Origin of the sequence: Synechococcus elongatus PCC 11801 (assembly GCF_003846445.2) — a bacterium.
Taxonomy (GTDB): Bacteria; Cyanobacteriota; Cyanobacteriia; order Synechococcales; family Synechococcaceae; genus Synechococcus; species Synechococcus elongatus_A.
This window is the reverse complement of sequence record NZ_CP030139.2, coordinates 459,337-486,116: the sequence shown is the minus strand read 5'-3', so window position 1 is coordinate 486,116 and position 26,780 is coordinate 459,337. Positions and strand designations below refer to the sequence as shown.

Sequence of the window (26,780 nt, the reverse complement as noted above, 5' to 3'; positions counted from 1 at the left end):
GTTTCTCTGTCAGGCACTCCCGTTTATAGCCCTGCTGAAGCAGGGTTTTTTTGTTGCAACTACATTAAAATTGCAACTTCACTCTTGATTTGGGCATGCTAGCTGCTGTTTTCAAGGGGTTTAAGCTGTGGAACTGGCAGATTTTTGGGCAATCATTCAAGCTGTGCACGATCGCAGTGCCGGTGAGATGGAGGCGAAATGCGATCGCTTGCAAGCGGTTCTCGCGGGGCTCAGCGTTGAAGAAGCGATCGCCTTTAGTCAGCACTTTGATGCCTTGATGGATCGCGCCTACCATTGGCCCCTCTGGGGAGCAGCCTATTTGTTGCAAGGGGGGTGCAGTGATGATGCGTTTAGTGACTTTCGCGCCTCGCTGATTTCGCGGGGGCAACAGGCCTACGAAACGGCGCTGGCTGATCCGGATGCGATCGATACCAGCAACTTTGATGAAGAGGTGTGGTTCTACGAAGGATTTCAATATGCCGTGACCGATGGTGTTGAAGCTGCGGTTGGCTTTAATCCACCCCGCGCTCAGCCTCACCCCAGCCAACCGAGCGGGGAAGAATGGCAAGAAGATCAGCTGGATCAACTACTGCCACGGCTTGCAGCTGCTTTCTAGTGATTGATGCTGTCGTTGAGCAAGGTAGAGAGATGACTTTCAGAGCTGTGATGGACTGCCATCGTCTTCCCGAAGTAGGTCACTTTCCGGTTTGGACGATCAGGACATCGCAACTGACGTGGTGCACCACATAGCTGCTAACGCTGCCCATCAGCAGTTCGGAAATACCCTGCAAGCCGCGCCGCCCAAGAACCACCAAATCAACTCCGAGGTCTTTGACGGCATCGCAAATACCCCGATTCGGGTCGATGAAGCGCAGCAGCGGAATGGCCTCAACGTTGACATCCAGCGCCTGTTGTCGCAGTTCCTTGAGATGTTGGCGAGCCAGCTCCGCATCTTGGCGTTGGCTCTCCTCTGCCAAGCTCAAATCCATGGTCCAGTCGGCGGGGGAGTTGAGAAAGTTGATGTAATTGCTGCTGTAGACCGGTGGCAGCGGTGAGCAGTGCAGCAGCACAAGTTGCGCTTGGTTCTGCTGAGCCAATGTCAATGCTTTCGTGAAAATCGGACTTTCACCAGCATAGAGGTCGATCGCTGCCAAGATTTTTTGATAGCTCATCGGGGACCTCATAAGCAGCGCTGTTCTACCCCAATTATCCCGCCAGGCCTCCCGATTCAGGTACAGGTCTTTCCCATTGATTGGAGGATGGCCGAACACGATTTGAGCTGGTTACCGCCCAGACTGACAGCGATCGCAGTGGCCACATCGCCAGGGGGCCGGGCGATCGCTCCCAAACGATTGCAATAGCGATCGCCACCGACAGTCACGACCGTAAAGAAACTGACGCAGGGGTTGCCAATTGAATTGTGGCGCAGGTCGTGGAGTCGGAACAGCTCGCCGCCGATAGCGGAAGGGATCGAGCCACTGCAACTGCCCCAGTTTCTGTAGGTAGGCCAAAGCAAGGTCAAGATCAGAACTACTGGGCAGACTCCGGAGGTCGCCACTGGCAGGCAGCTGCTTGGCCTGTTGTTGCGCCGCTTGCCACTGTTGCTCACTCGCTCGTTGAAATCCCTGCCAGCGATCGCGATCGCTTGGGTCGAGCAATCCACTGGGTTCACTTACTAGAGTCAGTCCCTGCGCTAGCTGCTGATCGCGCCCGCCGCGTCCCACTTCCTGTAAGTACTCACTCAGCAATAAGGGCGGTTGCACATGGGCAACCCAGCACACATCCGGTTTATCGATGCCCATGCCAAAGGCAGAACTACAGACCGCAAAGGGCAGGGTACCCCTCTGCCAATCGCGTTCAATCTGCCGCCGATCGCGATCAGCCACTCCGGCGTGATAAGCGGCGCAGCGGTAGCCGCGCTCGCGCAGGCGATCGGTCCAAGTCTCACAGTCGCGCCGACTGCGCAGGTAGATTAAGCCGCTCTGACCTTGATGTTTGGCTAAAAAGTCTAAGAGCTGATTCTGACGCTGGCGCGGCGTCCACACCGTTTTCACCGCTAGGGCGAGATTGCTGCGATAGGGATCGCGTTGATGTCGTTGGGGGTGCTGCAATTGCAGAATCTGGCTGAGCCTCGCCACCTCTTGGGGGTGAGCGGTTGCTGTAAAAGCGGCGATTGGGAAGGAAGGTTTACCCAATCGAATAAGGGCAGGTCGGATCGCGCCTAGCCGCAGGTAGGTCGGGCGGAAACTTTCACCCCACTGCAGGAGGCAATGGGCTTCATCGAGGATGAGAGCAGCGATCGCGGTGGTTGGTTCTGTCAGGCGCACCCAGAGAGGTGGACTGAGCAAAGTTTCTGGCGCAAGGTAAAGCAGCTTGAGCTGCGGTAATTGCTGGAGCACAGCCTTGCGATCGCGTGGAGCCAGCTGGCTATGGAGGCAGGCTGCCGTAATCCCCCGCTCTTGCAGGTCAGCGACTTGATTTTCCATCAGGGCAATCAGCGGCGTCACCACGATCGTCAACCCCGATCGCAGTAGGGCTGGCACTTGAAAACAAAGCGATTTACCACCCCCCGTTGGCCAAACAATCAGACTATCTTGGCCTTGGGCGATCGCTTCCACAATCTCAGCTTGACCCGGTCGAAAGTCGGGATAGCCCCAGTAGTGCTGGAGTAGGTGCTGAGCGGTTGGGGGTGCAGAGCGAATCATGGCTGGCAGACAATGATTGCCCCCAGCATTCCCCAATTACTGTGAAAACTCCTGTGCTCATGTAGAGTCAATGAGCTGATAGCCTTCCTCAGTGCAGAGAGCTGAAAAGGGGATATCCCAAGGGTCACGCGGCAATTCAGGCACAACTTGAGCTGCGTAGACGACCACGATCGCCGGAATCAATCGCCAAGCCGGATCTGCCCGCAGGCGATCGTAGTAGCCACCGCCATAACCCAACCGATAGCCTTCTTCATCCACGGCCACTGCTGGCACGATGAGTAGATCAATTCCATCCGGAGGAACTGTCGGGGAGTCTGCCGAAGGCGCAAGCACTCCAGCGCAGTCTTTCTCTAGGAGCTGTTCCGACTCGTAGCGATGGGCGTAAAGATGTTGATTTTCACAGCGTGGCAGCGCCCATTGTTTGGGTTGAGATAGGAGCGATCGCAAATCCGGCTCAGCCCCCAGCGGCCAGTAACTCAAAATCGTCGTCGCTTGCTGAAACAGGGGACAGAGCTGCAAATGAGCCGCGATCGCTTGGCTGTATTGCTGACGTTCGGCTGCTGTTAGCGATCGCCGTTGCGCAAGTAGCTGTCGCCGCAGACTGGCTTTATCGAGAAGCAAGCGCGGAGTCATCCAAAACTGAGTGATCCACAGATTACAAGCGATCGGGATTAAAACGCTGTAATCCTGCTTCAGGAGGGATTTTTATGCATTTAACTCGACCATTGAGTCTTAGTTGTGTCAAGTAGTCTTAAAATGAGATTAATTAGACCAATTTTAAGTCTATTGTGAGTCTATAAATAGACTGCTAGATCGATAAAAATTTAAGACTCGCGGTTAGGATCCCAGAGATGAACGGGATGAGTTGGCTATGTCACCGACGGTTGCCTTGCTCCGAGTCGATCACTACGAAGCCCAGCTACTGAACGAGCGACTGGCGACTTTGCTAGCGCCTTGGGGGGGTATGCCAGCCTTTGTGAAACCTGGTCAGAAGGTGCTGCTCAAGCCCAATTTGCTGACGGGTAGCCGTCCAGGCAAAGAATGTGTGACACGGCCAGAATTAGTTGCGGCGATCGCGCGACAAGTTCGGCAGGCAGGCGGCGAGCCTTTTCTGGGTGATAGCCCGGCCTTTGGCAGTGCCAAGGGGGTCGCGATCGCTAGCGGCTATGGCTCAATGCTGGAGGAGCTAGCAATTCCTGTCGTGGAGTTTCGCGGGGTACGTCAGAGTACTGACAGTCCAGCCTTTCAGCACCTTCGGCTCAGCCGCGAAGCCTTAGGTGCAGATGTGGTGATCAACATTCCGAAACTCAAATCCCATGTGCAACTGACGCTTTCAGCCGGCGTAAAAAACCTGTTTGGTTGCGTCCCCGGCAAGATGAAAGCTTGGTGGCACCTTGAAGCCGGAAAAGATCGCGATCGCTTTGGAGAAATGCTGGTGGAAACAGCCCGAGCGATCGCACCAGCACTGACGATTTTGGATGCGATCATCGCCCATGAAGGCAATGGCCCTAGCAATGGTGAGCCGCGATCGCTACAGTTACTGGGCGCTTCAACAAATGTTTTTGCCCTTGATCAGGCGATCGCCTCCCTCTTGGGAATTGATTGGAGGTCAGTACCAACCCTTACGGCTGCGGAACGGCTGCAACTTCGCTACGAAACGCTGCATTACCCGTTACTCGATGTTCAGGATTGCTGCATTACAGATTGGCGACTTCCCGATCGCCTAGTGCCCATTGATTTTGGGGCACCACGGGTTTTGCGATCGACGCTCAAGCATCTCTATATCCGACTCATTAAAGAGCGATTTCAAAACTATGCGCGTTCCTCACCATAGGCGTATCTCTTCTATGGCTTGATCTCTATTGCGATCGCGTCTGTTGCTCATAGTTGGCTAGCACAAACTGTCTGATCACGTCCATTGAGTTTGGCTTTGAGCAAAGCCATATTGGCAGCTTTCAACAGCTCAGAGGGAATCTGTCCAGCCTCAGGAAATGCGGCAACTCCCAAAGAGATCGTAATGCGGCGATCGCCAACAACCCGTTGACTCACTGCGAGGCGGATTCGCTCTGCCCGCTGATAGGCCATCTGCTCATTCATGCCGGGCAAAATCAGCACAAATTCTTCACCGCCATAGCGACAGGCAAGGTCTTCACCACGGCGACAGGACTCCATGAGCGTCTGTCCTAATGTTTGCAACACTTGATCGCCAACTGCGTGGCCGAAGCGAGTGTTAAAGTCTTTGAACCGATCAACATCGAGGAAAATCAGCCCCACGGGATAAGGTGATTGCTCAGTCGACCGACCTTCATTTTTACGAATTGCAGCGAGTAATGTTCGCTCCAATATTTCATCTAAAAAGCGTCGGTTATACAGACCTGTATTGCTATCGCGGTAGCTAAGTTGCTTGAGTTGTTCTTGTAGATGCATCACTGCTAATGGCAGTGCTAACTGTTGACCTAAAGACTCAACGATCTGCTGAGCCTCAGGCTCGATATTAGTAAGGTGTAAAATGCCAATGAGTTGCTCATGTGCCTGCAGAGGAAAGCAGACAACGTTATCAGGAATTGTTTCACCATGTAGGTGGTGGCAAAGACTACAAGGATAAGTAAAATCTGCTTGGCTGGAGTGATAACATTCTCCTCGCCGCATTGCCCAACAGTCAGAGGGCTGCGCCAGGGGTGGTAAATTAATCTCACCAAAACAAGCAATCTCTAATAGTGCATCTCGTGAAGCACTGATCTCCAGCACAGCGCCTTGACCATTGGGAAACCAGCGTCGGAAAAAATCTTCCAGGATGCTTTTAATCTCTTCTGTAGAACGACAGGTTAATAGCAAGCTACTTAGCTGCTGCTCAATTTGTAGAATTTGGAGTTTTTGATTTAACACATCTTTCTTCTCTTCGTAATCGTTATCAATGACAGTGAGCTGTTTCTGCTCTCGTCGTTGTTCTTGATAGAGTGCGATCGCGAGAGCTATCCCTAGAATTGATCCTAGAATCAATAAAAGATTAGTAAGCAGACGATAGTTATCAACAGTTACTTGTCTTCGCGCAAGTATCTGACGTTCATTTTGAACAATTTGATTGATTTGTGCATGAATGTCATAGTAGGAATCGTTTAATAATGGAGATAGATTCTGGCTAGAGCCTAAACTCTGCTTCTGCTCTTGTAATTTGAACTGAACAAGATCAGCGAGAGTCTTTACTTCTTGGACTTGCTCTCGATCTTGGCTCTGTATACTTACAAGCTTATTAGTTGCTGCTAAAAGACGAATTTGACTGAGTTGGTACAGTTTTTGATCAGTCTCTTGTTTTGTTTTAAGATAATGATTGAGCCTAAAAAGGAGTTGGATTTGATAATAGTCAATTGACTGGGCAACCTCAATTGTCTTCAGCGATTGGTCAACTTGCCGACGAGCTTCTTGAATTGCGAAGAGACCAAGAGTGCCAGTGATACCAAAGGCCCCAAGTAGTAGACCTACTCCGCCATAGACCCAAGATCGCCAATTTTTGACCTTCAGAATCGGTTTTGTTTCTGAAGACTGAGATGATTTGCTCTGAATTGGAAAGAGATTTGTAGAATCTGCTTTTTGGGAGTTTTCTGTCATCGATTTTAATTAGGAATCCTCCCAAAGTCATGATTGCTATGACGTTCTTCTAGTATTCCCTACTTCGGTCTCTTGCCGAGCAACGCTCTCTGTAAGTGACTATAGTTTTCAATTCGGCAAGTATAAGTGCTGATAAACATCGCTGACTTGTCTTGTTTTGTGAGCTTGAGATACCAGCGTGCTAGGAGATTAACGCTGGGTCGAAAAATGCTCGTTTGTAGTCCAGAGACTAGTTTTAGCTGCGGTCGCTTCTACTTCTTGAGCGAAGTAGTCACTCGCTTGGAGTAGGGGTGTCTTGGAAATGGTCTGGGCTGAGTAAACCACCTCTGAGTTCATGAGGTAAGACGAGTATGAGACTAAGAAAATCTGTATTTGAGGGTTTGACACCCCCACTGAAGTGGCTTTGGCATTCTGCGGTGAACGCAAGAGAGCAAAGTTCTAGATTGTTTTTCAGAAAAGCTTTTAGAGTGGGTAGTTAGTCCGAATAAATTAGATTTGGACTAATTTAACAGCCTTTTCTTCGGCTTATCTATTGACTCAAGTTTAGCAGCAGTCAGGCACTTTTTCTTATTTTAGTCTCAAGGCTAGCTGTGCGATAGCTCCTCGATTGGGGCATCCTGCACAGGAAATAAGTCGGTCTCAAATATGGCACGAGTGATGGCATTGGGATGGGTTGCCGTGAGCGTTCTAGGGAGTGTGTGGCTCACTCCACCGGCGATTGCGCAAGCAGCGACCAACGCTGCCGCCATCCTGAGTCAGCTGCCTCGGCCGACAGGGTCACCGAAAGCTGTGCAATCCATGTTTGCTGCCAATGCTTACCAGCAGCAATCAATTAACTTTCAAGCCAAACCTCAAAAACCTGCTGCTGTTCTTGCTTTCTATCGGCAGGCCCTCAGCCAAAAAGGTTATCGAGAACGAACAATCAACACTGTTTCAGGAGATTGGGGCTTTAACTTAGTGCTTGATCTACCATCCAGCCTGCAACTGGCAGCCAAAGCTCCTGAAAAAACTGTGGTTCTGGTTGTACAAGGCACGGCACTCGGGCCAGATACGCTCAACGTCAACGCCCGCTTTGAGGAAATTTAGGCTTCAACTAACTTTTAACTGATATTAATCAGCCTCGGGGCGATCGCCCCGAGGCTAAGATTCATTGCAGCTTTGATGCGGCTTAGTGGGTAGTGACGAGGGTTCGTGCCAAGCCATTCGCTTGGGCAGCAGCTACAACGGCAGCAGCGACAGCCGGTGCAACACGAGAGTCAAAAGCACTCGGCACAATGTGCTCCGCCGACAACCGTTCAGCAGGAACCAAATCCGCGATCGCGCGGGCAGCAGCCAAAAACATGCTGCTGGTCAAACTTTTCGCCCGACAATCCAGCGCCCCCCGAAACACGCCGGGAAAGGCAAGGACGTTGTTGATTTGGTTGGGATAATCGCTACGTCCGGTAGCAATTACAGCAGCCCGCCCCTGAATCAACTCCGGTTGAATCTCAGGAATGGGGTTCGCCATCGCAAAAATAATGCGATCGCTTGCCATTGTCTCCACCATTTCCACCGTCAGCACTCCCGGCACACTGACACCGATAAAGACATCGGCACCGACGAGAGCATCGGCTAGGGTGCCGCCTTGCTCCACGGCAAAAGTCTGCTTCTGGGAATTGAGATCTGTGCGATCGCCACTGAGAATCCCACGGGAATCGCAAATGATGATGTCTGTTGCGCCGGCTTCCTTAAGCAAAGAGGCAACGGACAAGCCAGCAGCCCCTGCACCATTCATCACGATTCGTACCTGCGACAGGGATTTTTTGACCAGTTTCAGCGCATTTTCTAGCGCCGCTAGGGTGACGATCGCGGTGCCATGCTGATCATCGTGAAAAACCGGGATATCCAGCTCCTGCTTGAGTCGCGCTTCAATTTCAAAGCAGCGTGGGGCAGCAATATCCTCCAAATTCACGCCGCCAAAGACCGGCGCAATCCGCTTCATCGTCTCGACAATCTCATCCGTGTCTTGAGTATCGAGACAGATTGGGAAGGCATCAACCTCGCCAAATGCCTTGAACAGCATGGCTTTGCCCTCCATCACGGGCAAGGCACCCGCTGGTCCTAGATTCCCCAACCCAAGAACCGCCGAGCCATCCGTGAGGATCGCCACCATGTTTTGCTTGACCGTCAGCTCGTAGACGCGATCGGGATCCGCTGCGATCGCCTTGCAGACCCGCCCTACCCCGGGGGTATAGGCCATGGCTAGCTCCGCTTGACTGGTCAATTCCAGCTTGGGCTCAACGCTGATTTTGCCGCCTTGGTGCAGAGCAAAGGTGCGATCTTCGCTATCGATGATCTCGACATCCGGTACCGCTGCGATCGCTTCGAGTACAGCAGCAGCTTGTTCTTCGCTGGCTGCTTCAATCACCAAATCGCGATCCAGCCATTGATTGGTGCGATGCAGTAACTCAATCTCAACCAGATTCGCTCCCGTCGCCGCGATCGCCTGCACAACATGCAGCATGGCAGCGGTATTGCTGGGCATACGCACCAAAACAGTGACGCTGTGACTGGCATTCGGGGTAAGTGCAGAGGTCATTGAGACAGGGGGATGCAAAGAGTCTTACTGCCATTGTCCCACCCTGTTTGAATCTCCCCCCCAGAGAGCACCCCCACCCATCAGGCGATCGCGTTTACTCCATCCAATACCAGTTAGTCTCTTTAATATTGTTTAAGACTCATATTAGACTCATTTTAAGTCTATTTAGTCTCAAAAATAGACAAAAGGAGCAGTCCAGTTACGTGCGGAAGATGCCAGCCTCTACAACCCTTGTAGAAGCTACAGTTCAGCAGCTCGCTCAGCAATTGATCTGATTTCAGGGATCTCTCAGTTTTGAAGATCGCAGTCAGCGCAGTGGAACTGGACTCCAGCGATCAACTGGGGGAGCTAGATATTCCGGAGCTAAACCGGTTGCCGATCGTGCCGTGATGTAAAGGTCAAAACTGACAGAGAGTCGAGTGAAATCGGTCACATTTTCGGTGACGCCATGCCGAGTGCTCGCAGGAAATAACAGCAGCAGGCCTGTCTGCGGCGGGTAGTCAACCCAAGCTTGATTGAGTGGTGCCTCTTCCTTAATCACTTCGCCATAGCCAACAGCCATGCCAGGCACCAACTCATTACGGGGGCGATCGTCAAAGATTCGTAGGGCACCGAGATCCGGATCCGCTTCGCCGTTGAGGTAATAGATAGCGCTGAGGTGAGCGTTGGGATGGTGGTGGGCGCCGATGCTCTGGCCGGGTTCCGAAACAACTGGCCATGACCGCTGAATCCACAGTTGTAAGGCTTCCGTTTGGAAGCCAAGGGCTTGGCAAAACTGTAGGGCTTGAACTTCCACCTGCGATCGCAGCCACGCAAAATCAGGATGTTCATGCACCAACGCGACGCCGTTCATGTCGCCGGTCCAAGCCGCTTCGCCACTCGGATTAGCCCACAGATCCCCACGCCACTGAAATATCTGCACGATCATGCGCTCCAGCAAGTCTGGATCTGGCATTAGTACAGTGCGAGAGACAGCCAGAGGAAACCAAGTATCGATGGGCATGGAGTGATGAAAGAACGGTTCTTGTGTACCCTACTCCACCGATCGCAACTGGCCGAAGCCAACATGAGCTTCCAGCAATTGCAGGTCACAATATGGGCGATCTTGGCCGTTTCAGGCGATCGCGCGATCGCTACTGCCCATGCCCCATGCCATCGTGCAACAGGCGCAGCCAGCACTGCGCTTTATTCCGCCGGACTATCAGCCTTGGCTGCACCTTGTGGTCAAGACAGTCTTGCCAATGCTGCTGCGATCGCATGGCATCCAGCGCGTCGAAACAACGGGCGTCGAAGAACTGGCGCAACGCCTCGCCCAATTCCAAGCTCGACAATCTCGGCTCATTTTGGCATTCCGGCATCCAAGCACCCAAGACCCTCTCGTTTTGGCGCATTTACTCTGGAAGACGGTGCCGACGGTGGCACGCCGCAACCAAATTCCCTTGCGATCGCCCGTTCATAGTCAATTTCTCTATGATCGCGGCATTCCCATTTGGGCTGGTCAATTGACGGGCTGGGTGCTGTCAAAACTGGGTGGTATTCCCATTCAGCGCGGCAAGCTCGATCGCCTCGCCCTCAAAACCGCGCGGGATTGTCTCGTCAATGGTGACTTTCCGCTGGCGATCGCGCCAGAAGGGGCAACCAATAATCACAGTGAAATCCTCAGCCCTCTTGAGCCTGGTATCGCCCAGCTCGCCTTTTGGTGCTGTGATGATTTGGCTGAAGCAAATCGATCTGAAGCCGTTTTCATCATTCCTATCAGTCTTCAGTACCCCTTTGTTGATCGTCAGAATTGGGTGGTTATTGATCGGCTTTTTAATGACCTCGAACAACAACTAAAACTCCCCAAATCTCTATCTCCAGCCATTGATCATCCCGGTGAGAAACGCTATGCGCAGTTAGCAAGACTGGGACTAGAGATGTTGACAATGTTCGAAACCTTCTATCGTGAGGCTTATGGGCAGAGCCTAGCGGTTGACTCTGCTAAAAATGTGGTTGAGAAGACTGCCTATCCAGACTTTGCAACTCGACTACAACGTCTCCGGGAAATGGCTCTTTCCGTTGCGGAATCCCACTTTAATTTGCCAGCTAAAGGCACCATTAGCGATCGCTGTCGCCGCATTGAGCAAGCGGGCTGGGATCGCATCTACCGTGATGACCTTGAACAGCTCTCTCCAGTGGCACGAGGTCTCGCAGACTGGAATGCTATGGAAGCCAGTATTCGCATGGGGCATATGCGACTGGTAGAGCAGTTTGCTGCCGTTTCGGGCTCCTATGTTCGCGAAAAACCGAGCATTGATCGCTATGCAGAGGTGTTGACCATCATTGCGCGCGCGATCGCCTGGATTCAGGGCCGTAATCCCCAGTCAATTTCAAAGCTGGGGCAACGGATTGCCAAGCTACAAATCGGTCAGCCCATCAATGTCAGCGATCGCTATCTGGACTATCGAAAGAGTCGACGTTCGGCGATCGAGCAGTTGACTGCTGATCTACAAACACAACTTGAAAAATCCATCAAGTAATAGACCGAGAGATTGTTTCAGCTAGGAGTTGAAACAATCTCCAGAAGATGGCAGTCAATACTCGCTAGGGCTGCAAAGAGAAACTAAGTCTTAAAACAGGCGACCATGACGACCATCAGGCATGATCGTCCACCAGTTCGTTTTAGCCATCTTGAGTTGCACGGGGGTCAACTTAGCACCGCGTAGGTTAGCACCACAGAGGTTGGCACCCCGCAGATTGGCATTGCTTAAAGTTGCATCACTCAAGTCTGCTTTTTGCAGGTTGGCAAAACTGAGGTCGGCATTCCCAAAATAGGCTTGATGGAGGTTGGCTCGCCGGAGATTAGCGCGGTGTAGATTGGCCTGGCCAAAATCAGCTCGTTCAAGCTGCGTCGCTGTAAAAATGGACTCTTTGAGCTGCGACCCTTGAAAGTTAATGCCTGGCAACTGAGACTCGCTAAGGTCAATGCGATTCAGGACTTGCTGACTAAAATCGCGCCGGCCGCGCTGGTAGGTTGCCAAGATATCCCGAGCATTGAGGCTGGCTCGACCTAACCCCCCAGTTGTAGGATTCGAGCTTCCTGTCAAAGCGAGCAACTGTTGTGGATCAGCAAGCTGCTCAGGTCGCTGCCCCCCGCGATCGCGCCGACGGGCTCGAATCGCCGCAGCCTGACGCTCTTGGGGAGAGGGATAGCCAGATCCTGTCCGTCCCGAGGAGGGTTTAATGGGCGCAGTGCCGGGCGGTAAGGCACTCAGCCCTTGGATCAAGCTGTCGTGGTAGGGCTGCAGATCCAGTGCTGTCATCACCTGCTCTGCTCGCTGATAGCGGAAGCGCACAGAGGCTGCCAGCATTTTGCCCAGCACCGTCGCAAACGCATCGCTAATTTGCACGGCTTGGCGCCAGAGCAATTCACCGCTGACGGGATTGTAATCCAGTTCCTGAGGTCCTTTACCGGTCATCAGGAACAGACAAGTGATCCCCAGCGAATAGATATCGCTGCTGTAGACCGGCCGCATCGCTAGCTGTTCGGGCGGAGCATAGCCTCGTGTCCCCACCGAGAACGAGGTCAGTGCTGTCAGTCCACTACCTCCCTTGATTTGGCTGACTTGGTCTTTGACTGCGCCAAAGTCGATCAAGACAAGTCGCCCATCAATATCTCGCCGAAGCAAATTCGCGGGTTTGATATCGCGGTGAATCACCTCTTGGTTGTGGAGATATTGCAAAAGCGGCAGAAGTTCACTGAGGAACTGCTTGACGGCAGCTTCGCTGTAGAGTCCTCGCTCGCGCACCTCCTGCTCAAGGGTTTTGCCGCGAATGTATTCCTGAATGAGGTAGAAGCCCTGCGGGGTTTCGAAGTAGTCCAGCAGGGTGGGGACTTGGGGATGGTTGCCAATCCGGCCCAAGGTTTTGGCTTCGCGCCGAAACAGCTCCCGAGCCATCAGCATCATCTCGGGATCTTGCACTTGCGGGAGTAGCTGCTTGATCACGCAGAGTGGTTCGCCGGGCAACTGAAGGTCTTGCCCCAGATAAGTGGCACCAAAGCCCCCTTGCCCCAGGGCTTTGATCACGCGATAGCGATCGCGCAACAACAGGGGCGATCCGCAGCTTGCACAGGAATCGTTCGTGTCTTCGTTATCCGGTTGTTCGCAGGCTGGGTTGAGACAGAGAGCCATGGGCAGTATGTCTTGAAGATCCGGATCGTCTTCAGTTGCCTCCACTTTAGCGGCGATCGCGGCTTCGCAAAGCCCTCCACCCTTTGCCGATAGAATGATTGAGCCGAAACGAGGCGCTCAAGGAAGGCGGTTAGCATGCGGATATCCCTGAACTGGTTGCGCGAGCTGGTCCAGGTTGACCTCGAGCCCGAGGTGCTCGCGGAAAAACTGACCCTAGCGGGCTTTGAAGTTGAAGAAATTGAAGATCGCCGCACTTGGGCCGCAGGTGTGGTTGTTGGGCGCGTCCTTCAGCGGGAGCAACATCCCAATGCCGATCGCCTCAGCGTTTGTCAGGTCGAGATTGGTCAAGAAGAACCAGTCACGATCGTCTGTGGCGCGAGTAACGTCCGGGCAGACATCTGGGTTGCGGTCGCCACTTTGGGGAGTTACTTGCCCTGTATTGACCTCAAGTTAAAACCCACCAAACTGCGGGGTGTGCGATCCGAGGGCATGATCTGCTCACTGTCTGAGCTGGGATTGACCAAAGAATCGGAAGGCATCCATATTTTCTCAGAGGACGCAGATCTCAAAGCCGGGCAGCCCGTAGGACCGCTGCTAGGGCTGGATGATGTTGTCCTTGATTTGACCTCGACGGCGAATCGGGCCGATGCCCTGAGCTTGATCGGGATCGCGCGGGAAGTACGAGCTTTGACTTCTGCCGCCCTGACGCTGCCTGAGGTGGAACTGCAAACATATTCTGAGTCGCCGAGTCTGGCGATCGCCCTGCAAAGCGAAGCCTGCAGCCACTACAGCGGCACGATTATCGAAGGGGTGACGATCGCGCCTTCTCCCGAGTGGTTGCAGAAGCGGCTGCAACTGGCAGGGATTCGGACGATTAATAATGTCGTCGATATCACCAACTACATCCTGTTGGAGTACGGCCAGCCGCTCCATGCCTTCGATCGCCAGAAACTGCAAGCGATCGCGGGCAGTACCAATCTTGCGATCGGGGTGCGATCGGCGCAGGCCGGTGAAACGCTCAAGACCCTCGACGATCAGGAACGGACACTCTCAGAAGCAGCGTTGGTAATTACTGCGGGCAATCGCCCCGTCGCACTCGCTGGGGTGATGGGCGGCGCTGACAGTGAAGTCAGTGATCAGACCACCGATATCTTGCTGGAAGCAGCATGGTTTGAGCCGATTGCAGTCCGACGCTCAGCACGCAGCCAAGGCTTGCGCACCGAAGCTTCAGCTCGTTATGAGCGTGGCGTCAACGTGACCGAACTGCCGATCGCAGCGCAACGAGCGATCGATCTGCTGCTAGAAATTGCGGGCGGCCGTGTGGTCAGTCAGACTGTTGCGACCAGCCAACGCCAGGCTGAACTCGAGCCCAGCATTACCCTGCGTCTCCAGCGCATCAATGAACTGTTAGGTCCCATCCAAGCCGAAGACGATGAACTCAAAGACCTTGGTGCAGACGATATTGAGCGGTTACTAACTGCGATCGGCTGCCATTTGACTTTGGTTGATGATGCAGTCTGGCAAGTGCGCGTCCCCCCCTATCGCCGGCGTGATCTCGAGCGTGAGATTGACCTGATTGAGGAAGTCGCACGGCTCTATGGCTACGACAATTTCGGGGAAACGCTGCCGAACTTGGGCGACACCGAAGGCGCGCTCTCAGTCGATGAGAATTTGCGGCGACAGATTCGGGCGGTCTGCCGCGGAGCAGGACTGACCGAGCTGCAGCACTACTCCTTGGTCAAACCCGGCAGCGATCGCCAAGTTCATCTGGCCAACCCACTGCTGGCGGAATATGCCGCTCTGCGACTCGATTTGCTCAGCGGCCTGATTGATGCCTTCCAATACAACTGGGAGCAAGGAAACGGCCCGCTTTGGGGCTTTGAAATCGGTCGGGTTTTCTGGCGAGAAGAAGATGGCTTCTTCGAGGCCGATCGCATTGGCGGTATTCTCGGAGGTGATCCCAGCCGCGGCCGCTGGCAGCGCGGTGGCAAAGAACAAGCGATTGACTGGTATGCCGCCAAAGGCATCTTGGAAGAGATTTTTGGGCGCTTTGGACTGACGATCGAGTTTCAGCCCGATCGCCAAGACGATCGCTTCCATCCGGGTCGTACTGCTTCGCTTTGGCTGCAGGGCGATCGCCTTGGGCGCTTTGGTCAGCTCCATCCGTCGCTTTGCGAAGAGCGGGGACTACCGGCAGAGGTCTACGCCTTTGAGCTTGAGCTAGATGTCTGGCTCGACCACCTCGATCAGCCCGATCGCCAAGTGCCACGATTCCAGCCCTACAGCAGCTTCCCAGCCAGCGATCGCGACTTGGCATTCTTTGTCGATCAGTCCGTGACTGTGGCGGAGTTGGAGCGGATCATTCGCCGTCAGGGCGGGGCACTGCTCAGTGAAGTCGAGCTGTTCGACCAATATCGGGGTGAGCACGTTCCCGAGAATCAGCGCAGTTTGGCCTTCCGCCTCACCTATCGGGCAGGCGATCGCACTCTGACCGAAGCAGAGGTTGAGCCGGTTCACGATCAGGTACGTCAGTCCCTCGTCGAGCGCTTCCGCGTCACCCTGCGCAGCTAGAACAGTCCTGAAGCGATCGCTGTCAATCTCTCTCTAGTGACGAGGGAGAGTGCTTGCTGGCGATCGCCTTGCCAATTTTTACGACCCCCCTGCGGGGATCAAAAGTCTCCCTCACAATAGGAGCAGGTTGCCCAAGGCGGCCATGGATACTCCTCGGCTTCATCCCGAAACGATCGCAGCAGTCAAAGAACGGGCCGACATCGTCGATGTCGTCTCGGAGCAAGTCGTGCTCAAAAAGCGCGGCAAGGATTTTGTTGGCCTCTGCCCGTTTCACGACGATAAATCGCCGAGCTTCACCGTCAGTCCGGCCAAGCAGTTCTACTACTGCTTTAGCTGTGGCGCGGGCGGCAACCCGATCAAGTTCCTGATGGAGCTAGGCAAGCAGTCCTTTAGCGAAGTTGTCCTCGACCTCGCGAAGCGCTACCAAGTCCCGGTTCGTACCCTCGAAGTTCATCAGCATCAAGAGCTGCAGCGCCAGCTCAGCCGCCGCGAACGCCTCTACGAAGTTCTAGCCGTCGCCACCCAGTTTTATGAACAAGCCCTGCGCCGACCAGAAGGTTCAGCAGCGCTCACCTATCTCAAGCAGAATCGTCGTCTACAAGAGTCCACGATTCAGAAATTTCAGCTGGGCTATGCTCCAGCCCAGTGGGCCAGTCTGGCGACCCATTTAATTGAGCAAAAGCGCTTCCCTGCCGACTTGGTTGAAGAAGCAGGTTTGGTAGTGGCGCGGCGCAATAGCCAAGGCTACTACGACCGCTTCCGCGATCGCCTGATGATTCCGATCCATGACCTGCAAGGGCGGGTTGTTGGTTTTGGCGGCCGTACGCTGACCGGCGAAGAACCGAAGTATCTCAATTCGCCCGAGACAACCCTATTCGAGAAGGGCAAGCTGCTGTTTGGCTTGGATAAAGCCCGTGCCTCGATCGCCAAGCAGGATCAAGCTGTCGTCGTTGAAGGCTACTTCGATGTGATCGCCCTGCATGCAGCGGGCATCGATCACGCAGTGGCTTCCCTCGGGACAGCCCTCAGTCGCCAGCAGGTCAAGCTGCTCTCGCGCTACAGCGAATCCAATCAGATCGTGCTCAACTTCGACGCCGATCGCGCTGGTGCAAAAGCGGCAGAACGAGCGATCGGGGAAGTCAAAGATCTGGCCTATCAAGGGCAGGTACAGTTGCGCGTCCTCAATCTGCCCGGCGGTAAGGATGCTGATGAATACCTCCAGCTGCATAGCGCGGCTGACTATCGGGAACTGCTGGCGCGATCGCCCCTTTGGTTGGACTGGCAGATCGAGCAACTGCTGCGCGATCGCGATCTCGATCAGGCCGACCAGTTTCAGGCAGCGGTTCAAGCGATTGTGCAACTGCTGGGCAAGCTGCCCAACACACCCCTACGGACTCACTACGTCCACCAGGTTGCCGAGCGCCTTAGCCAAGGCGAAGCTCGTACAGCACTGCAATTGGCCTCAGATCTTCGGGCGCAGGTCCGAGGACAACGCTGGCATGGGCAGGCGAGCCGCTGGGAGAAACCCGGCGACATCAGCATTCGCGAGCAGGCCGAAGCACAAATTATCAAGGTTTACCTCCACTGTCCCCGTCTCCGTTTGACCGTGCGACAAACCCTGCACGATCGCGAAATTCAAGGTTTTAGCCTCCAGCCCCATCGCTTGCTCTGGCAGGCGATCGCTGAGATCGAAGAAGCCCATCTCGGTTTGGAGTCCATGTACCAAGTAGAGCGGGGCGAAGGAGATCCAGAAGATTTAGCTGCCATTGATCTCGTGCCAATTCTGCGCGATCGCCTCGATCAGTTGACGGGGGTTCCCCTCGCGAGTTTCTTGGAACTGAGCGAAACTGATCGCGCTGATCTCACCCACCCATTACCCTTGTTGCGAGGTGCTGTCGCCTTGGTTGAGCGGTTACGTTGCGAAAAACGCTGCCGCCATCTGCTCGACTCTTGGGCACGCCAAAGCATTCACACCTTCGAACATTGCATTGAGCGGCTGCTTCAAGTAGGCGTGAGCACTGAAACAGACGCTGAGGCCGAGATTACAGCACTGCACGAGCAGCTCAATCAAGAGGCGCTTCACTTTCAAAAGCTCTACTACAACGAGCGCCGCTACCTACAACAACTGGATGAGGAGCGTTGCCTCAATCCCCAGGCTTTCCGAGCAAACACTACTGAACCAGCCGCGATCGACTCAGCGGATCAGCAACCCATCCCAGCCTAAGGACTGCTCTTATTCCGGACATTCCTGCAAGTGATCGAGGGCGTTTTGATACAGCGCCACAATGTGGTGATCCTGCAAGCGGTAGTAGACGTGTCGTCCTTGTTTGCGATAGCTGACCAGCCGCAGATTGCGCAGCGATCGCAATTGGTGCGACACCGCCGACTCAGACAGGCCAATGGCCTGTGCCAAATCTCCCACGCACAACTCCGACTGCGCCAAGAGCGATAGCAACCGCAGTCGATTGGGGTCTGCGAGCACTGCAAAAAATTCCGCAAGGGATTGGGCAACCTCCGGTGCAACCGCTTGCAGTTCCGAGGCGATCGCAGCATGCGTTCCTTGGCAAACTGCCGCATCTCCATCCTGCAGCGCTGGTTTTGTCATGAGCCTGTAACTGTTTGTCCACCCACCATACCTGAATCAAGATTCAGATGTTAGGGTAAACACATGAACACCTATTCAGATATTCAAGGGAGTTGCGATCATGACCTCGGCCACCCTCGTCAAATGCGCTTGTGAACCCTGTCTGTGTAACGTCGATCCCAGCAAGGCGATCGCTCGTGACGGCAAGTACTACTGCAGCGAAGCCTGTGCTGATGGTCACGCAGGCGGTAGCAAGGGCTGTGGCCACACAGGCTGTAATTGCCACGGCTAGCGGACTGGCGGCGTAATCTCAATAAAAAAACGCTGGCTCTTGGTCTCGGAGCCAGCAATTTTTGGTGGAAAGTTTAATGATGTGAGAACCGTTGAAGCTGGTCTAGAGAGCTGATGCTTCTGTTCGTGGGGGTGATTGCGCACCCCCAACCCACGCATTGGGGAACTAGCCTCCCCCAAGCTCCCCGCAACAAGATTTCGGGTAAGACACATCGGTGGAGCAGCGATCGCAACCGGTAAAACTCGCTGGTGGTAGCCTTGGGCTTGAGGCTCATCAGATCGAGCTACAAAGGGCGATCGCGCTGATCCAGATGGCTTATTCGCCCGTGATCGAAAGCCCTTCAACCCAGACAGCAGGAGCAATCCCACCGGGGGTAACCTGCGCGATCACATCGACTTGGACGATGTTGCGCAACAGCTCGCGGAAATCGCCGGCAACCGTGGCCGACTCAATGCTGCTGCGATCGCCTTGATTGACCAGCCATCCATCGAAGGGTAGTGAGAACGATCCCTGTAGGGCTTGCACCCCAGCGTGCAGCGCCTGCAAATCGTCGATCAAGACCACAGATTCTGCTGTCTCTAAATTCAGCTCCGATCGCGCTTCTGCTGCTTCCACCACACCGAAGTGAGGACTGACCGTCACCTTGGCACCGAGATTGGCGTGACCTGTTGGACTTGCTCCCAGCCGTTTGGCTGTTCCCGCACTATGCAAGAAATTTTTGAGGACACCGCTTTCAATCAACGGGAGGCGGCGAGTGGGTGTGCCTTCGCCATCAAAAGCCGTTGCACCCACATTGGCTGGATGGCGAGCATCGTCGTAGAGATTCAACAGTGGTGAGGCGATCGCCGTGCCCAAGGATTCAGGGGTCGAGAGACTCTGGCGATCGAGTATGCTTTGGGCGTTGAACAGATTGGAAAACGCTCCAAGCAGTTGCAGGAAGGCTTCGGGCGAGAAACAGACCAGGTATTTACCAGACGCGATCGGACGGTAGTCGAGGTGGCTGATGGTCTTGTCAGCCGTCTCTGAGACGCAACCACTGAAGTCAAGATCCGCGAGGCGGTGTGCCATCCGAAACGCCCCAGCACTACGAGGTTTGCGATCGGCCTGCTCTGTTTTGCTGTAGAGGTAGAGCGAGGCATAGCTCCCTTTCTCAGAGCGCAGTGCCCCTGCACTGTTGAGATAGAAGCCCTCACTGCGCCGCCGCGCCAAGCCGTTGTAGGGAACGGCAGCGATCGCAGGATGGCTGGCAAGCAACTGCTGTTCTGCATCAGCCAAAGCCGTGATCAATTCTGGAACCGCTTCGATGTCGTAGTTGGGAATTTCCAGCGGTTCTAGGAGCGCTGTCGCCTCGGGGCTAAAGTCCGGCGCATGTTCCCGAATGCCGAATTGGCTGGCTTCCAAAGCCGTTTGCAAGGCCAACTCCAAACCTGGAAGATCGCTTTCGCTGGTGGACGTGATTCCAACTTGTCCTTGCTCATTCCAGACGCGAACCGTCACGCCCGATCGCTGCGAGGCCTTGACCTGTTTGGGTTCTCCCTTCTCGACCTGCACACTCGTCTCTTCGACGGCAGAGCCAGAGACATCGTATTGGTGGATGCCCAAGCGACGGGCACTGTCACTGACTTGTTCAGCAAGGTGATCGATGGCCAGGGGCATAGTCATGTGGGAGAAACACAGAAAGGAGCCTCTATGGCTCCCTTCCTTAGTGTATGGATTCTTCAGCGGCGACGGGGTAAGTGAGCTGCTGAGGCAGCAGACGATCGCCTCTCATAAATTGGCCCAGCCCGCTCTAAACCTGAGCGGTGATGAGCGACTGGGATCTGAACCTTTATGAGGAACAACAGTTTTGTTGTGGAGGTGATTGCGCACCCCCCAGCTTGCTGCTTAGTAAGATGTTGTCCTAAACCAGACCTGCGTCACGAATCCGCTGCATTGCCGTCACCACGTTTTCGCGGCTATTGAAGGCTGAGATACGGAAGTAACCCTCACCAGCAGCCCCAAAGCCTGAACCCGGTGTGCCGACCACATTGCAAACGTGCAGCAACTTATCGAAGAAGTCCCAGCTTGTCAGACCAGCGGGTGTTTTTACCCAAACGTAGGGTGCGTTGACACCGCCATGGACTTCTAGACCAGCAGCCGTCAGCTCTTCGCGGATGATCCGAGCATTCTCGAGATAGAAGGCAATCAGCTCTTTGATCTGAGCTTGACCTTCTGGGGAGTAGACTGCCTCAGCCCCGCGTTGAACGATGTAGGAAACGCCGTTGAACTTGGTGGATTGACGACGGTTCCACAGTCCCCAAAGCTCCACGTCGCTGCCATCCGCTGCTTTGCCTTTCAAGCCTTTGGGCACCACGGTGAAAGCGCAGCGAGTACCGGTAAAGCCAGCGTTTTTAGAGAAGGAGCGGAACTCGATCGCGCAGTCCCGAGCGCCCGGAATTTCAAAAATGGAGTGGGGAATGGCCGGATCGGTAATGAATGCTTCGTAGGCGGCATCGAAAAGAATGATTGAGCCATTGGCGCGGGCGTAATCGACCCACGCTTGCAGATACTCGCGGCTAGCAACAGCGCCAGTCGGATTATTCGGGAAGCAAAGGTAGATCAGGTCAACTTTTTCGCTGGGAATTTCAGCGGTGAAGTTATTTTCGGCACTGATGGGCAAATAGACTAGGCCGTCATATTCGCCGCGATCGTTGGCGTCACCGGTGTGACCTGCCATCACGTTGGTATCGACATAGACCGGATAGACCGGATCGGTGACGGCGATGCGGTTGTTATCGCCAAAAATGTCGAGGATGTTGCCGCAATCGCACTTGGAACCATCAGAAATAAAGATTTCCGATGCGTCAATCTCACAGCCCCGCGCTTGGAAATCCTGGGCAGCAATTTTTTCGCGCAACCAAGCGTAGCCTTGCTCGGGACCATAGCCCTTGAAATTCTCGCGCTGGCCCATGTCTTCCACGGCCTGAATCATGGCTTGGCGACAGGCAGCGGGCAGCGGCTCGGTCACATCACCAATGCCCAAGCGGATGATCGCGGCGTCAGGGTTGTTCTGGGCAAAGGCATTGACCCGTCGTGCAATTTCGGGGAAAAGATAGCCCGCTTTGAGCTTCAGGTAGTTGTTGTTAATGGTCGCCATAGGACGCTGGAGAATTCGCCAAGCAGCAATCTCGTAGTGTATCGGTTTGCTGCGATCGCCAACGACGGCGCTAGTTATTGCAAGCGCATGCTGAGATCGAGCCAAGGCGATCGCGTGATGGGGGCGCTGCTGGAGATGTAGTCCACGCCGGTCTCTGCGATCGCTCGGATATTGTCGAGGGTTATGTTGCCCGAAACCTCAATTTTGGTGCGGGGAGCGCGATCGCGAATCACTTGAACTGCTGCTTGAATCTGCGACAGATTCATGTTGTCGAGCATGATCACACCAACGCCCGCGGAAATCGCCTCCATCACCTGACCCAGGGTTTCAGTTTCCACTTCAATCACCAAGGGAAAAGGCAACTGCGATCGCAGCTTCTTGACGGCTGCCGCAATGCTGCCACCGGCTGCCGCAATATGGTTGTCCTTCACCATGACAGCATCATCCAAGCCCAAGCGATGGTTGGTGCCGCCGCCCACACGGGTTGCGTACTTTTCCAGCAGCCGCAAACCTGGGGTTGTCTTGCGGGTGTCGACAAACTGGGTGGGTAGATCGGCAATCTGATCGACAAAGCGTCGGGTTGCTGTGGCAACCCCGCTCAGCCGCATCGCCAGATTGAGGGCAACCCGTTCCCCACTCAGCAGTGAGGCCAGCGGTCCCTCCAGTTCCGCAATAATCTGACCACTGTGGCAGGCAAACCCTTCTGCGAGCTTGGCGGTGCATTTCACCTGCGGATCAAGCAACTGAAAAATGCGGAAGGCGATCGGCAAGCCCGCGATGATACCCTCACTTTTCGTGACCCAAGCGGCTTTGCCCTTGGCCTCATCCAAACCCAGTCCTTGAGCAGAGTGATCGCCACGGCCGAGGTCTTCGCGTAACCAGTCGGCCAAGATCGGGTCAAGCAGGATCCAAGGAGGCAGCATGGGTTGGGAAGACTGGCAAACACTTCCTTTGATTGTCGCTGGCTTTGGAGTCCTGTGAGCAGGTCTGTTAAAACGGCAGTGACGGTCTGCTTTGGAGCGTTCCCATGCCGCTCTTGCGTGGTTGGACAATTCGCTGGCGATCGCTGCGGTTAGTCCCTCTGCTGCTCACCCTTATGCTGACCCTAGCGATCGGCTGGATGGGGACGGGAACCCAGCGATCCGCTGCGGCTGATTCGACCATTGTGTTGCGAGCGCTACTACCCGCACCGTTTCGAGAGGCGATGCAACCGGCGATCGCTCGTTTTGCGACTGAACATCCTGAAATTCAGCTGGAACTGGTGGCTGGGCCCAACGACACGAGTCTCGTGTCAGACCTCTACACCACCGCCTTTTTGCTGGGTAATGCGCCCTACGATTTGGTCTTCCTCGATGTCACCTGGCTACCGAAGTTTGTTGCTGCTGGTTGGTTGCTGGATCTGAGCGATCGCATTTCGCCTGAAATCCAAGCTGAATTTTTGCCCTCGGCCCTGAATGGCAGTTTTTACCGCGATCGCCTCTATCGCCTGCCCCTGAATGCCGCCGTTGGCTTGCTCTACTACCGGCAGGACTTGATGCCAGAGCCGCCCCAAACCTTTGCGGAACTGGTGCAGCGATCGCAACAACTCCAATCGCAAGGCCAGGTGCCTTGGGGCTATGTCTGGCAGGGCAAACAATACGAAGGCTTAGTCTGCAACTTTCTAGAAGTGCTGGCGGGTTTTGGGGGCTATTGGATTGATCCGCAATCCGGTGAGGTTGGTTTGGATCGTCCCGAAGCGATCGCGGCGGCCACCTGGCTGCGCAGCACAATTACGGACCAGATCTCGCCAGCGGGGGTCAGCACCTTTCAAGAAAATGAAGCCCTCAAGATCTTTGAAAGTGGCCAGAGTGCCTTTATGCGCAACTGGCCCTATGCCGAAATGCTGCTGGAGCGACCGGAGTCGGCGGTACGCGGCAAAGTGGGGCTGGCTCCGATGGTGCATGCGCCTGGCCAGACCAGTGCTGCCACCCAAGGGACTTGGGGGGTGGCGATCGCTCAACAAACCACGCATCCCGACGCCGCTTTGACAGCATTATTGGCTCTGACCGATGCCGAATCTCAGCGCTTGATCAGTCTCGGTTCCAACTACATTCCGACGCGATCGGCGCTCTACCAAGATCCAGAATTGCTGGCACGCTATCCCTTCTATGGGGAACTGCAGCCCATTTTGGAGTCGACGGTGCTGCGATCGCCCTTGCCTGCCTACGACGCCCTTTCGGATATTTTGCAGCGGCACCTGAGTGCAGCCATCAGCGGCCAAACGCCTGTCGCGATCGCCCTGCAACAGGCTGCGCGGGAGTCCCGTCAGTTGCTTGCTAGTCAGCAAGGAGCGGCGGCATGACGACCCATCCACCTCGCTGGCTCACGGTTCCGGCCCTGCTAACCATAGCGGGTGTGTTTGCCTACCCCCTGCTGCGGGCGGCTTGGCTAAGCTTGCAGGCGCTCAATCTCAACACCCAGTTACAGCCGGTCTTCATTGGATGGGCGAACTATCAGCGCCTTTGGGGTGACAGCCGCTTTTGGGGCGACCTGTTCAATACCAGCGTTTTTACGATCACCTCCGTCAGTTTGGAGTTGGTGCTGGGACTCGCGATCGCGTTGCTTTTGCATCAACCCAGTCGCTGGCGGGGACCCTTGCGGACGATCGCGCTCTTGCCTTGGGTGCTGCCGACAGCGGTGATGGCTTTGGGCTGGGCCTGGATTTTCAACGATCCCTACGGCGTCTGGAACGATTGGCTGCAGCAGCTTGGCTGGATCTCCGCCCCGATCAACTGGCTGGGCAATCCTGGTTGGGCTTGGCTGACCTTGGTAGCGGCCGATGTCTGGAAGACAACGCCGTTTGTGGCGATTCTGCTGCTGGCGGGTCGTCAGGCCATTCCTGAGGATCTCTACGAAGCGCTTCGATTGGAAGGGGCGACAGCCTGGCAAAGTTTCTGGCAGATCACCCTGCCTTTGCTACGACCGCAGTTGGCGATCGCGCTTTTGTTTAGGTCGGCACAGGCCTTTGGTCTCTTCGATCTGGTCAAGGTGATGACAGGGGGTGGACCAGCCAACTCGACGGAAACCTTGGCGCTCTATGCCTACACCACGGCTCTGCGCTACCTCGACTTTGGCTACGGCGCCACACTGGCGATCGTGACGGCTGCTATCTTGGCCGCTGGTCTCGGTCTGATCTGGAGTCTTGGGCGATCGCGATCAACACTGTCCTGACGATTGCTATGAAATCTCGCATTCTCTGGGCGATCGCTGCCCTTGCTCTCAGTCTCTTTTCCCTCGCCCCGATCCTCTGGCAGCTGTTGACCTCGATCAAAATCAACGCGGATATTGCCGCCATTCCCACGGTCTACTGGCCGCGCCAATGGACCGCTGAACATTACCAAGCGCTTTGGCAACAGACCCCAGCCTTTGGTCGTTACCTGCTCAATAGTGCTGTGGTCTCAGCTGTTGCAACTCTCGCAGCCCTGCTGATCGGGACACCCTGCGCCTACGCGATCGCCCGCCGCCGCGATCGCAGCAGTCAGCTGTTGGTGGGCGTGCTGCTACTCGTGACGCTGTTCCCCTACGTTTTGCTGTTTCAGGGCCTGCTAGAAGTAGTGCGTTGGTTGCAGTGGGGCAACAACTATGCGGCGCTGGTGGTGCCCTACACAGCGCTGAATTTACCGCTGGTGATTCTTTTGTTGCGCAGCTTTTTCGAGCAACTGCCATCGGAATTGGAAGAGGCGGCTCAACTGGACGGCTTCTCGCTGGGACAGCGCCTGTGGCTGATTCTCGTGCCGTTGACCGCACCTGCGTTAGCAACCGCTGGCATCCTTGCTTTTATTTTTTCTTGGAATGAATACGTGCTGGCGCTCAGCTTCATCTCGCAGCAAGCCCTGAAAACCGTGCCGATCGCGGTGGCAGAAATTGGCGGTATCTCGATTTTTGATGTGCCCTACGGCGATATCGCTGCCGCTACTGTCGTGGCAACCCTGCCCTTGATTAGTTTGGTCTTAGTGGCGCAGCGGCGCATTCTAGAAGGGTTAACTGCCGGAGCGGTAAAGGGCTAGAGTCATGGCGTCATTTGCCCTCGAACTGCGTCAACTCCGTAAGGCCTACAGTCCGAGTGTGGTGCCGGTGGCGAACCTGTCGCTCCAGCTGCAGCCCGGTGAATTTCTGACACTGCTGGGACCGTCAGGCTGCGGTAAATCCACGACCTTGCGGCTGATTGCCGGCTTGGATCAACCGACCAGCGGCAGCCTCTGGCTGGGCGATCGCGAGATTACCAACCTGCCACCGGGCGATCGCGACATGGCGATGGTTTTCCAGAGCTATGCCCTCTATCCACACCTCAGCGTTCGCCAAAACCTGACGCTGGGGCTGCAAATTCGTCGCATGCCTCTAGCTGAAATTGAGCAGCGCCTCCAGCAGGTTGCCCACAATCTTGAACTGGAGCATCTGCTCGATCGCCGACCTGCTCAGTTAAGTGGTGGTCAGCGGCAACGGGTAGCTTTGGGGCGAGCCCTTGTGCGTCAGCCATCGGTTTTTCTGCTGGATGAACCCCTCAGTAACTTGGATGCGCTGCTGCGCGAACAGGTACGCGCTCAAATGAAGGCCCTGTTTAGCCAGCAAGCCTCGCCAGTGGTCTACGTCACCCATGACCAAACTGAAGCTCTCAGTCTGTCCCATCGGATTGCCATCCTCAACGGTGGTCATCTCCAGCAACTCGACAGCCCCGATCGCATTTACCAAGCGCCCGCTAATGCCTTTGTGGCTGGTTTTATCGGCAGCCCTCGCATGAATCTGCTGCCGCTGCCCGTTCAATCTGGCCAAGCTTGGTTGGGGACCCATGCTCTACCAACGCCCCCTCATCTCGCCTCGCGATCGCAGGTGTTGTGGGGATTACGGCCCGAACATCTCAAGGTCGCAACTGCAGATGCGGACTTGGCCATTCCGGTCCAGCTGCAGCTGACTGAGAATCTGGGCATGCAGCGCTTATTGACCGTGGCGATCGCGGCGACACCCGAATTGCAACTACGCCTACTCGTGCCTACGGATCAGCCGATCCCAACGGATCTGCAGGTGACATTCGATCCGCAAACCCAGCACTGGTTTTGTCCGATAACGGGCGATCGCCTTTAGATTGCAGCGACTAGCTAC

Annotated in this window: 22 protein-coding genes; 11 read left to right on the top strand and 11 right to left on the bottom strand. The window is 55.0% G+C overall.

The window, feature by feature from the left end; all coding sequences use genetic code 11:
• The first annotated feature begins 127 nt into the window (after window positions 1–127).
• Window positions 128–616 (top strand): DUF4240 domain-containing protein, encoded by a 489-nt coding sequence (locus DOP62_RS02295; protein WP_208672903.1) that lies wholly within the window; start codon window positions 128–130, stop codon window positions 614–616.
• 79 nt (window positions 617–695) lie between these two features.
• On the opposite strand, the gene DOP62_RS02290 is transcribed toward DOP62_RS02295, so the two are convergent.
• The 3 genes from DOP62_RS02290 to DOP62_RS02280 all read right to left on the bottom strand — a co-directional run bounded on the left by DOP62_RS02290 (window position 696) and on the right by DOP62_RS02280 (window position 3,338).
• Window positions 696–1,172: a universal stress protein gene (locus DOP62_RS02290; RefSeq protein WP_261789782.1), complete on the bottom strand. Its 477-nt coding sequence runs from the start codon at window positions 1,170–1,172 to the stop codon at window positions 696–698.
• A gap of 111 nt (window positions 1,173–1,283) precedes the next feature.
• Window positions 1,284–2,705 carry a RecQ family ATP-dependent DNA helicase gene (locus DOP62_RS02285; RefSeq protein ID WP_208672907.1) on the bottom strand — a complete coding sequence of 474 codons (1,422 nt, stop codon included), beginning with the start codon at window positions 2,703–2,705 and terminating at the stop codon, window positions 1,284–1,286.
• 57 nt (window positions 2,706–2,762) lie between these two features.
• On the bottom strand, window positions 2,763–3,338 hold the full coding sequence (locus tag DOP62_RS02280; RefSeq protein WP_208672909.1) for a 5-formyltetrahydrofolate cyclo-ligase: 576 nt from the start codon (window positions 3,336–3,338) through the stop codon (window positions 2,763–2,765).
• 238 nt (window positions 3,339–3,576) lie between these two features.
• Here DOP62_RS02280 and DOP62_RS02275 point away from each other — a divergent pair, with 238 nt between their 5' ends.
• Window positions 3,577–4,539 carry a DUF362 domain-containing protein gene (locus DOP62_RS02275; RefSeq protein ID WP_208672911.1) on the top strand — a complete coding sequence of 321 codons (963 nt, stop codon included), beginning with the start codon at window positions 3,577–3,579 and terminating at the stop codon, window positions 4,537–4,539.
• Between the two features lie 47 nt (window positions 4,540–4,586).
• On the opposite strand, the gene DOP62_RS02270 is transcribed toward DOP62_RS02275, so the two are convergent.
• Entirely contained in the window at window positions 4,587–6,311 is a 1,725-nt protein-coding gene (locus DOP62_RS02270) for a sensor domain-containing diguanylate cyclase (protein ID WP_208672912.1), read from the bottom strand.
• 657 nt (window positions 6,312–6,968) lie between these two features.
• Here DOP62_RS02270 and DOP62_RS02265 point away from each other — a divergent pair.
• Window positions 6,969–7,397: a hypothetical protein gene (locus tag DOP62_RS02265; RefSeq protein ID WP_208672913.1), complete on the top strand. Its 429-nt coding sequence runs from the start codon at window positions 6,969–6,971 to the stop codon at window positions 7,395–7,397.
• Window positions 7,398–7,479: 82 nt separating this feature from the next.
• Here the strand turns inward: DOP62_RS02265 and DOP62_RS02260 are convergent, their stop codons facing one another.
• Together DOP62_RS02260 and DOP62_RS02255 are read right to left on the bottom strand one after the other, a co-directional pair.
• Complete coding sequence (locus tag DOP62_RS02260; protein ID WP_208672914.1) at window positions 7,480–8,889, bottom strand: NAD(P)-dependent malic enzyme; 1,410 nt, start codon at window positions 8,887–8,889, stop codon at window positions 7,480–7,482.
• 307 nt (window positions 8,890–9,196) lie between these two features.
• On the bottom strand, window positions 9,197–9,892 hold the full coding sequence (locus DOP62_RS02255; protein WP_208672915.1) for a 2OG-Fe(II) oxygenase family protein: 696 nt from the start codon (window positions 9,890–9,892) through the stop codon (window positions 9,197–9,199).
• 139 nt (window positions 9,893–10,031) lie between these two features.
• Here DOP62_RS02255 and DOP62_RS02250 point away from each other — a divergent pair, with 139 nt between their 5' ends.
• Entirely contained in the window at window positions 10,032–11,408 is a 1,377-nt protein-coding gene (locus DOP62_RS02250) for a lysophospholipid acyltransferase family protein (protein ID WP_208672916.1), read from the top strand.
• Window positions 11,409–11,498: 90 nt separating this feature from the next.
• Here DOP62_RS02250 and DOP62_RS02245 read toward each other — a convergent pair whose 3' ends face one another.
• Window positions 11,499–13,061: a serine/threonine-protein kinase gene (locus DOP62_RS02245; RefSeq protein ID WP_208672917.1), complete on the bottom strand. Its 1,563-nt coding sequence runs from the start codon at window positions 13,059–13,061 to the stop codon at window positions 11,499–11,501.
• A 135-nt stretch (window positions 13,062–13,196) separates the two neighbouring features.
• On the opposite strand from DOP62_RS02245, the gene pheT reads away from it, so the two are divergent.
• Together pheT and dnaG are read left to right on the top strand one after the other, a co-directional pair.
• On the top strand, window positions 13,197–15,632 hold the full coding sequence (gene pheT / locus DOP62_RS02240) for a phenylalanine--tRNA ligase subunit beta (protein ID WP_208672919.1): 2,436 nt from the start codon (window positions 13,197–13,199) through the stop codon (window positions 15,630–15,632).
• A 142-nt stretch (window positions 15,633–15,774) separates the two neighbouring features.
• On the top strand, window positions 15,775–17,856 hold the full coding sequence (dnaG, locus tag DOP62_RS02235; RefSeq protein ID WP_261789783.1) for a DNA primase: 2,082 nt from the start codon (window positions 15,775–15,777) through the stop codon (window positions 17,854–17,856).
• Window positions 17,857–17,865: 9 nt separating this feature from the next.
• On the opposite strand, the gene DOP62_RS02230 is transcribed toward dnaG, so the two are convergent.
• Entirely contained in the window at window positions 17,866–18,237 is a 372-nt protein-coding gene (locus DOP62_RS02230; RefSeq protein WP_208672921.1) for an ArsR/SmtB family transcription factor, read from the bottom strand.
• 100 nt (window positions 18,238–18,337) lie between these two features.
• On the opposite strand from DOP62_RS02230, the gene DOP62_RS02225 reads away from it, so the two are divergent.
• Window positions 18,338–18,508, top strand: coding sequence for a metallothionein (locus tag DOP62_RS02225; RefSeq protein WP_208672923.1), 171 nt, complete (start codon window positions 18,338–18,340; stop codon window positions 18,506–18,508).
• 315 nt (window positions 18,509–18,823) lie between these two features.
• Here DOP62_RS02225 and DOP62_RS02220 read toward each other — a convergent pair whose 3' ends face one another.
• From DOP62_RS02220 to nadC, 3 genes are all read right to left on the bottom strand, one after another.
• Entirely contained in the window at window positions 18,824–20,164 is a 1,341-nt protein-coding gene (locus DOP62_RS02220; RefSeq protein WP_208676991.1) for a TldD/PmbA family protein, read from the bottom strand.
• 244 nt (window positions 20,165–20,408) lie between these two features.
• On the bottom strand, window positions 20,409–21,644 hold the full coding sequence (locus DOP62_RS02215; protein ID WP_208672924.1) for an LL-diaminopimelate aminotransferase: 1,236 nt from the start codon (window positions 21,642–21,644) through the stop codon (window positions 20,409–20,411).
• Window positions 21,645–21,718: 74 nt separating this feature from the next.
• Window positions 21,719–22,567 (bottom strand): carboxylating nicotinate-nucleotide diphosphorylase, encoded by an 849-nt coding sequence (gene nadC, locus DOP62_RS02210; protein WP_208672925.1) that lies wholly within the window; start codon window positions 22,565–22,567, stop codon window positions 21,719–21,721.
• 104 nt (window positions 22,568–22,671) lie between these two features.
• Between nadC and DOP62_RS02205 the strand changes: the two genes are divergently transcribed.
• Genes DOP62_RS02205 through DOP62_RS02190 form a run of 4 tightly spaced genes read left to right on the top strand, consistent with a single transcriptional unit; the run spans window position 22,672 to window position 26,762 of the window.
• On the top strand, window positions 22,672–23,985 hold the full coding sequence (locus tag DOP62_RS02205; protein WP_208672926.1) for an ABC transporter substrate-binding protein: 1,314 nt from the start codon (window positions 22,672–22,674) through the stop codon (window positions 23,983–23,985).
• The gene (locus DOP62_RS02200) at window positions 23,982–24,854 is read left to right on the top strand and encodes a carbohydrate ABC transporter permease (RefSeq protein WP_208672927.1); all 873 of its coding nucleotides are present in this window, start codon (window positions 23,982–23,984) and stop codon (window positions 24,852–24,854) included. The genes DOP62_RS02205 and DOP62_RS02200 overlap by 4 nt, the downstream gene beginning before the upstream one ends.
• A gap of 8 nt (window positions 24,855–24,862) precedes the next feature.
• The gene (locus DOP62_RS02195; protein WP_208672928.1) at window positions 24,863–25,690 is read left to right on the top strand and encodes a carbohydrate ABC transporter permease; all 828 of its coding nucleotides are present in this window, start codon (window positions 24,863–24,865) and stop codon (window positions 25,688–25,690) included.
• Window positions 25,691–25,694: 4 nt separating this feature from the next.
• The gene (locus tag DOP62_RS02190) at window positions 25,695–26,762 is read left to right on the top strand and encodes an ABC transporter ATP-binding protein (protein WP_208672929.1); all 1,068 of its coding nucleotides are present in this window, start codon (window positions 25,695–25,697) and stop codon (window positions 26,760–26,762) included.
• The last annotated feature ends 18 nt before the right edge of the window (window positions 26,763–26,780 follow it).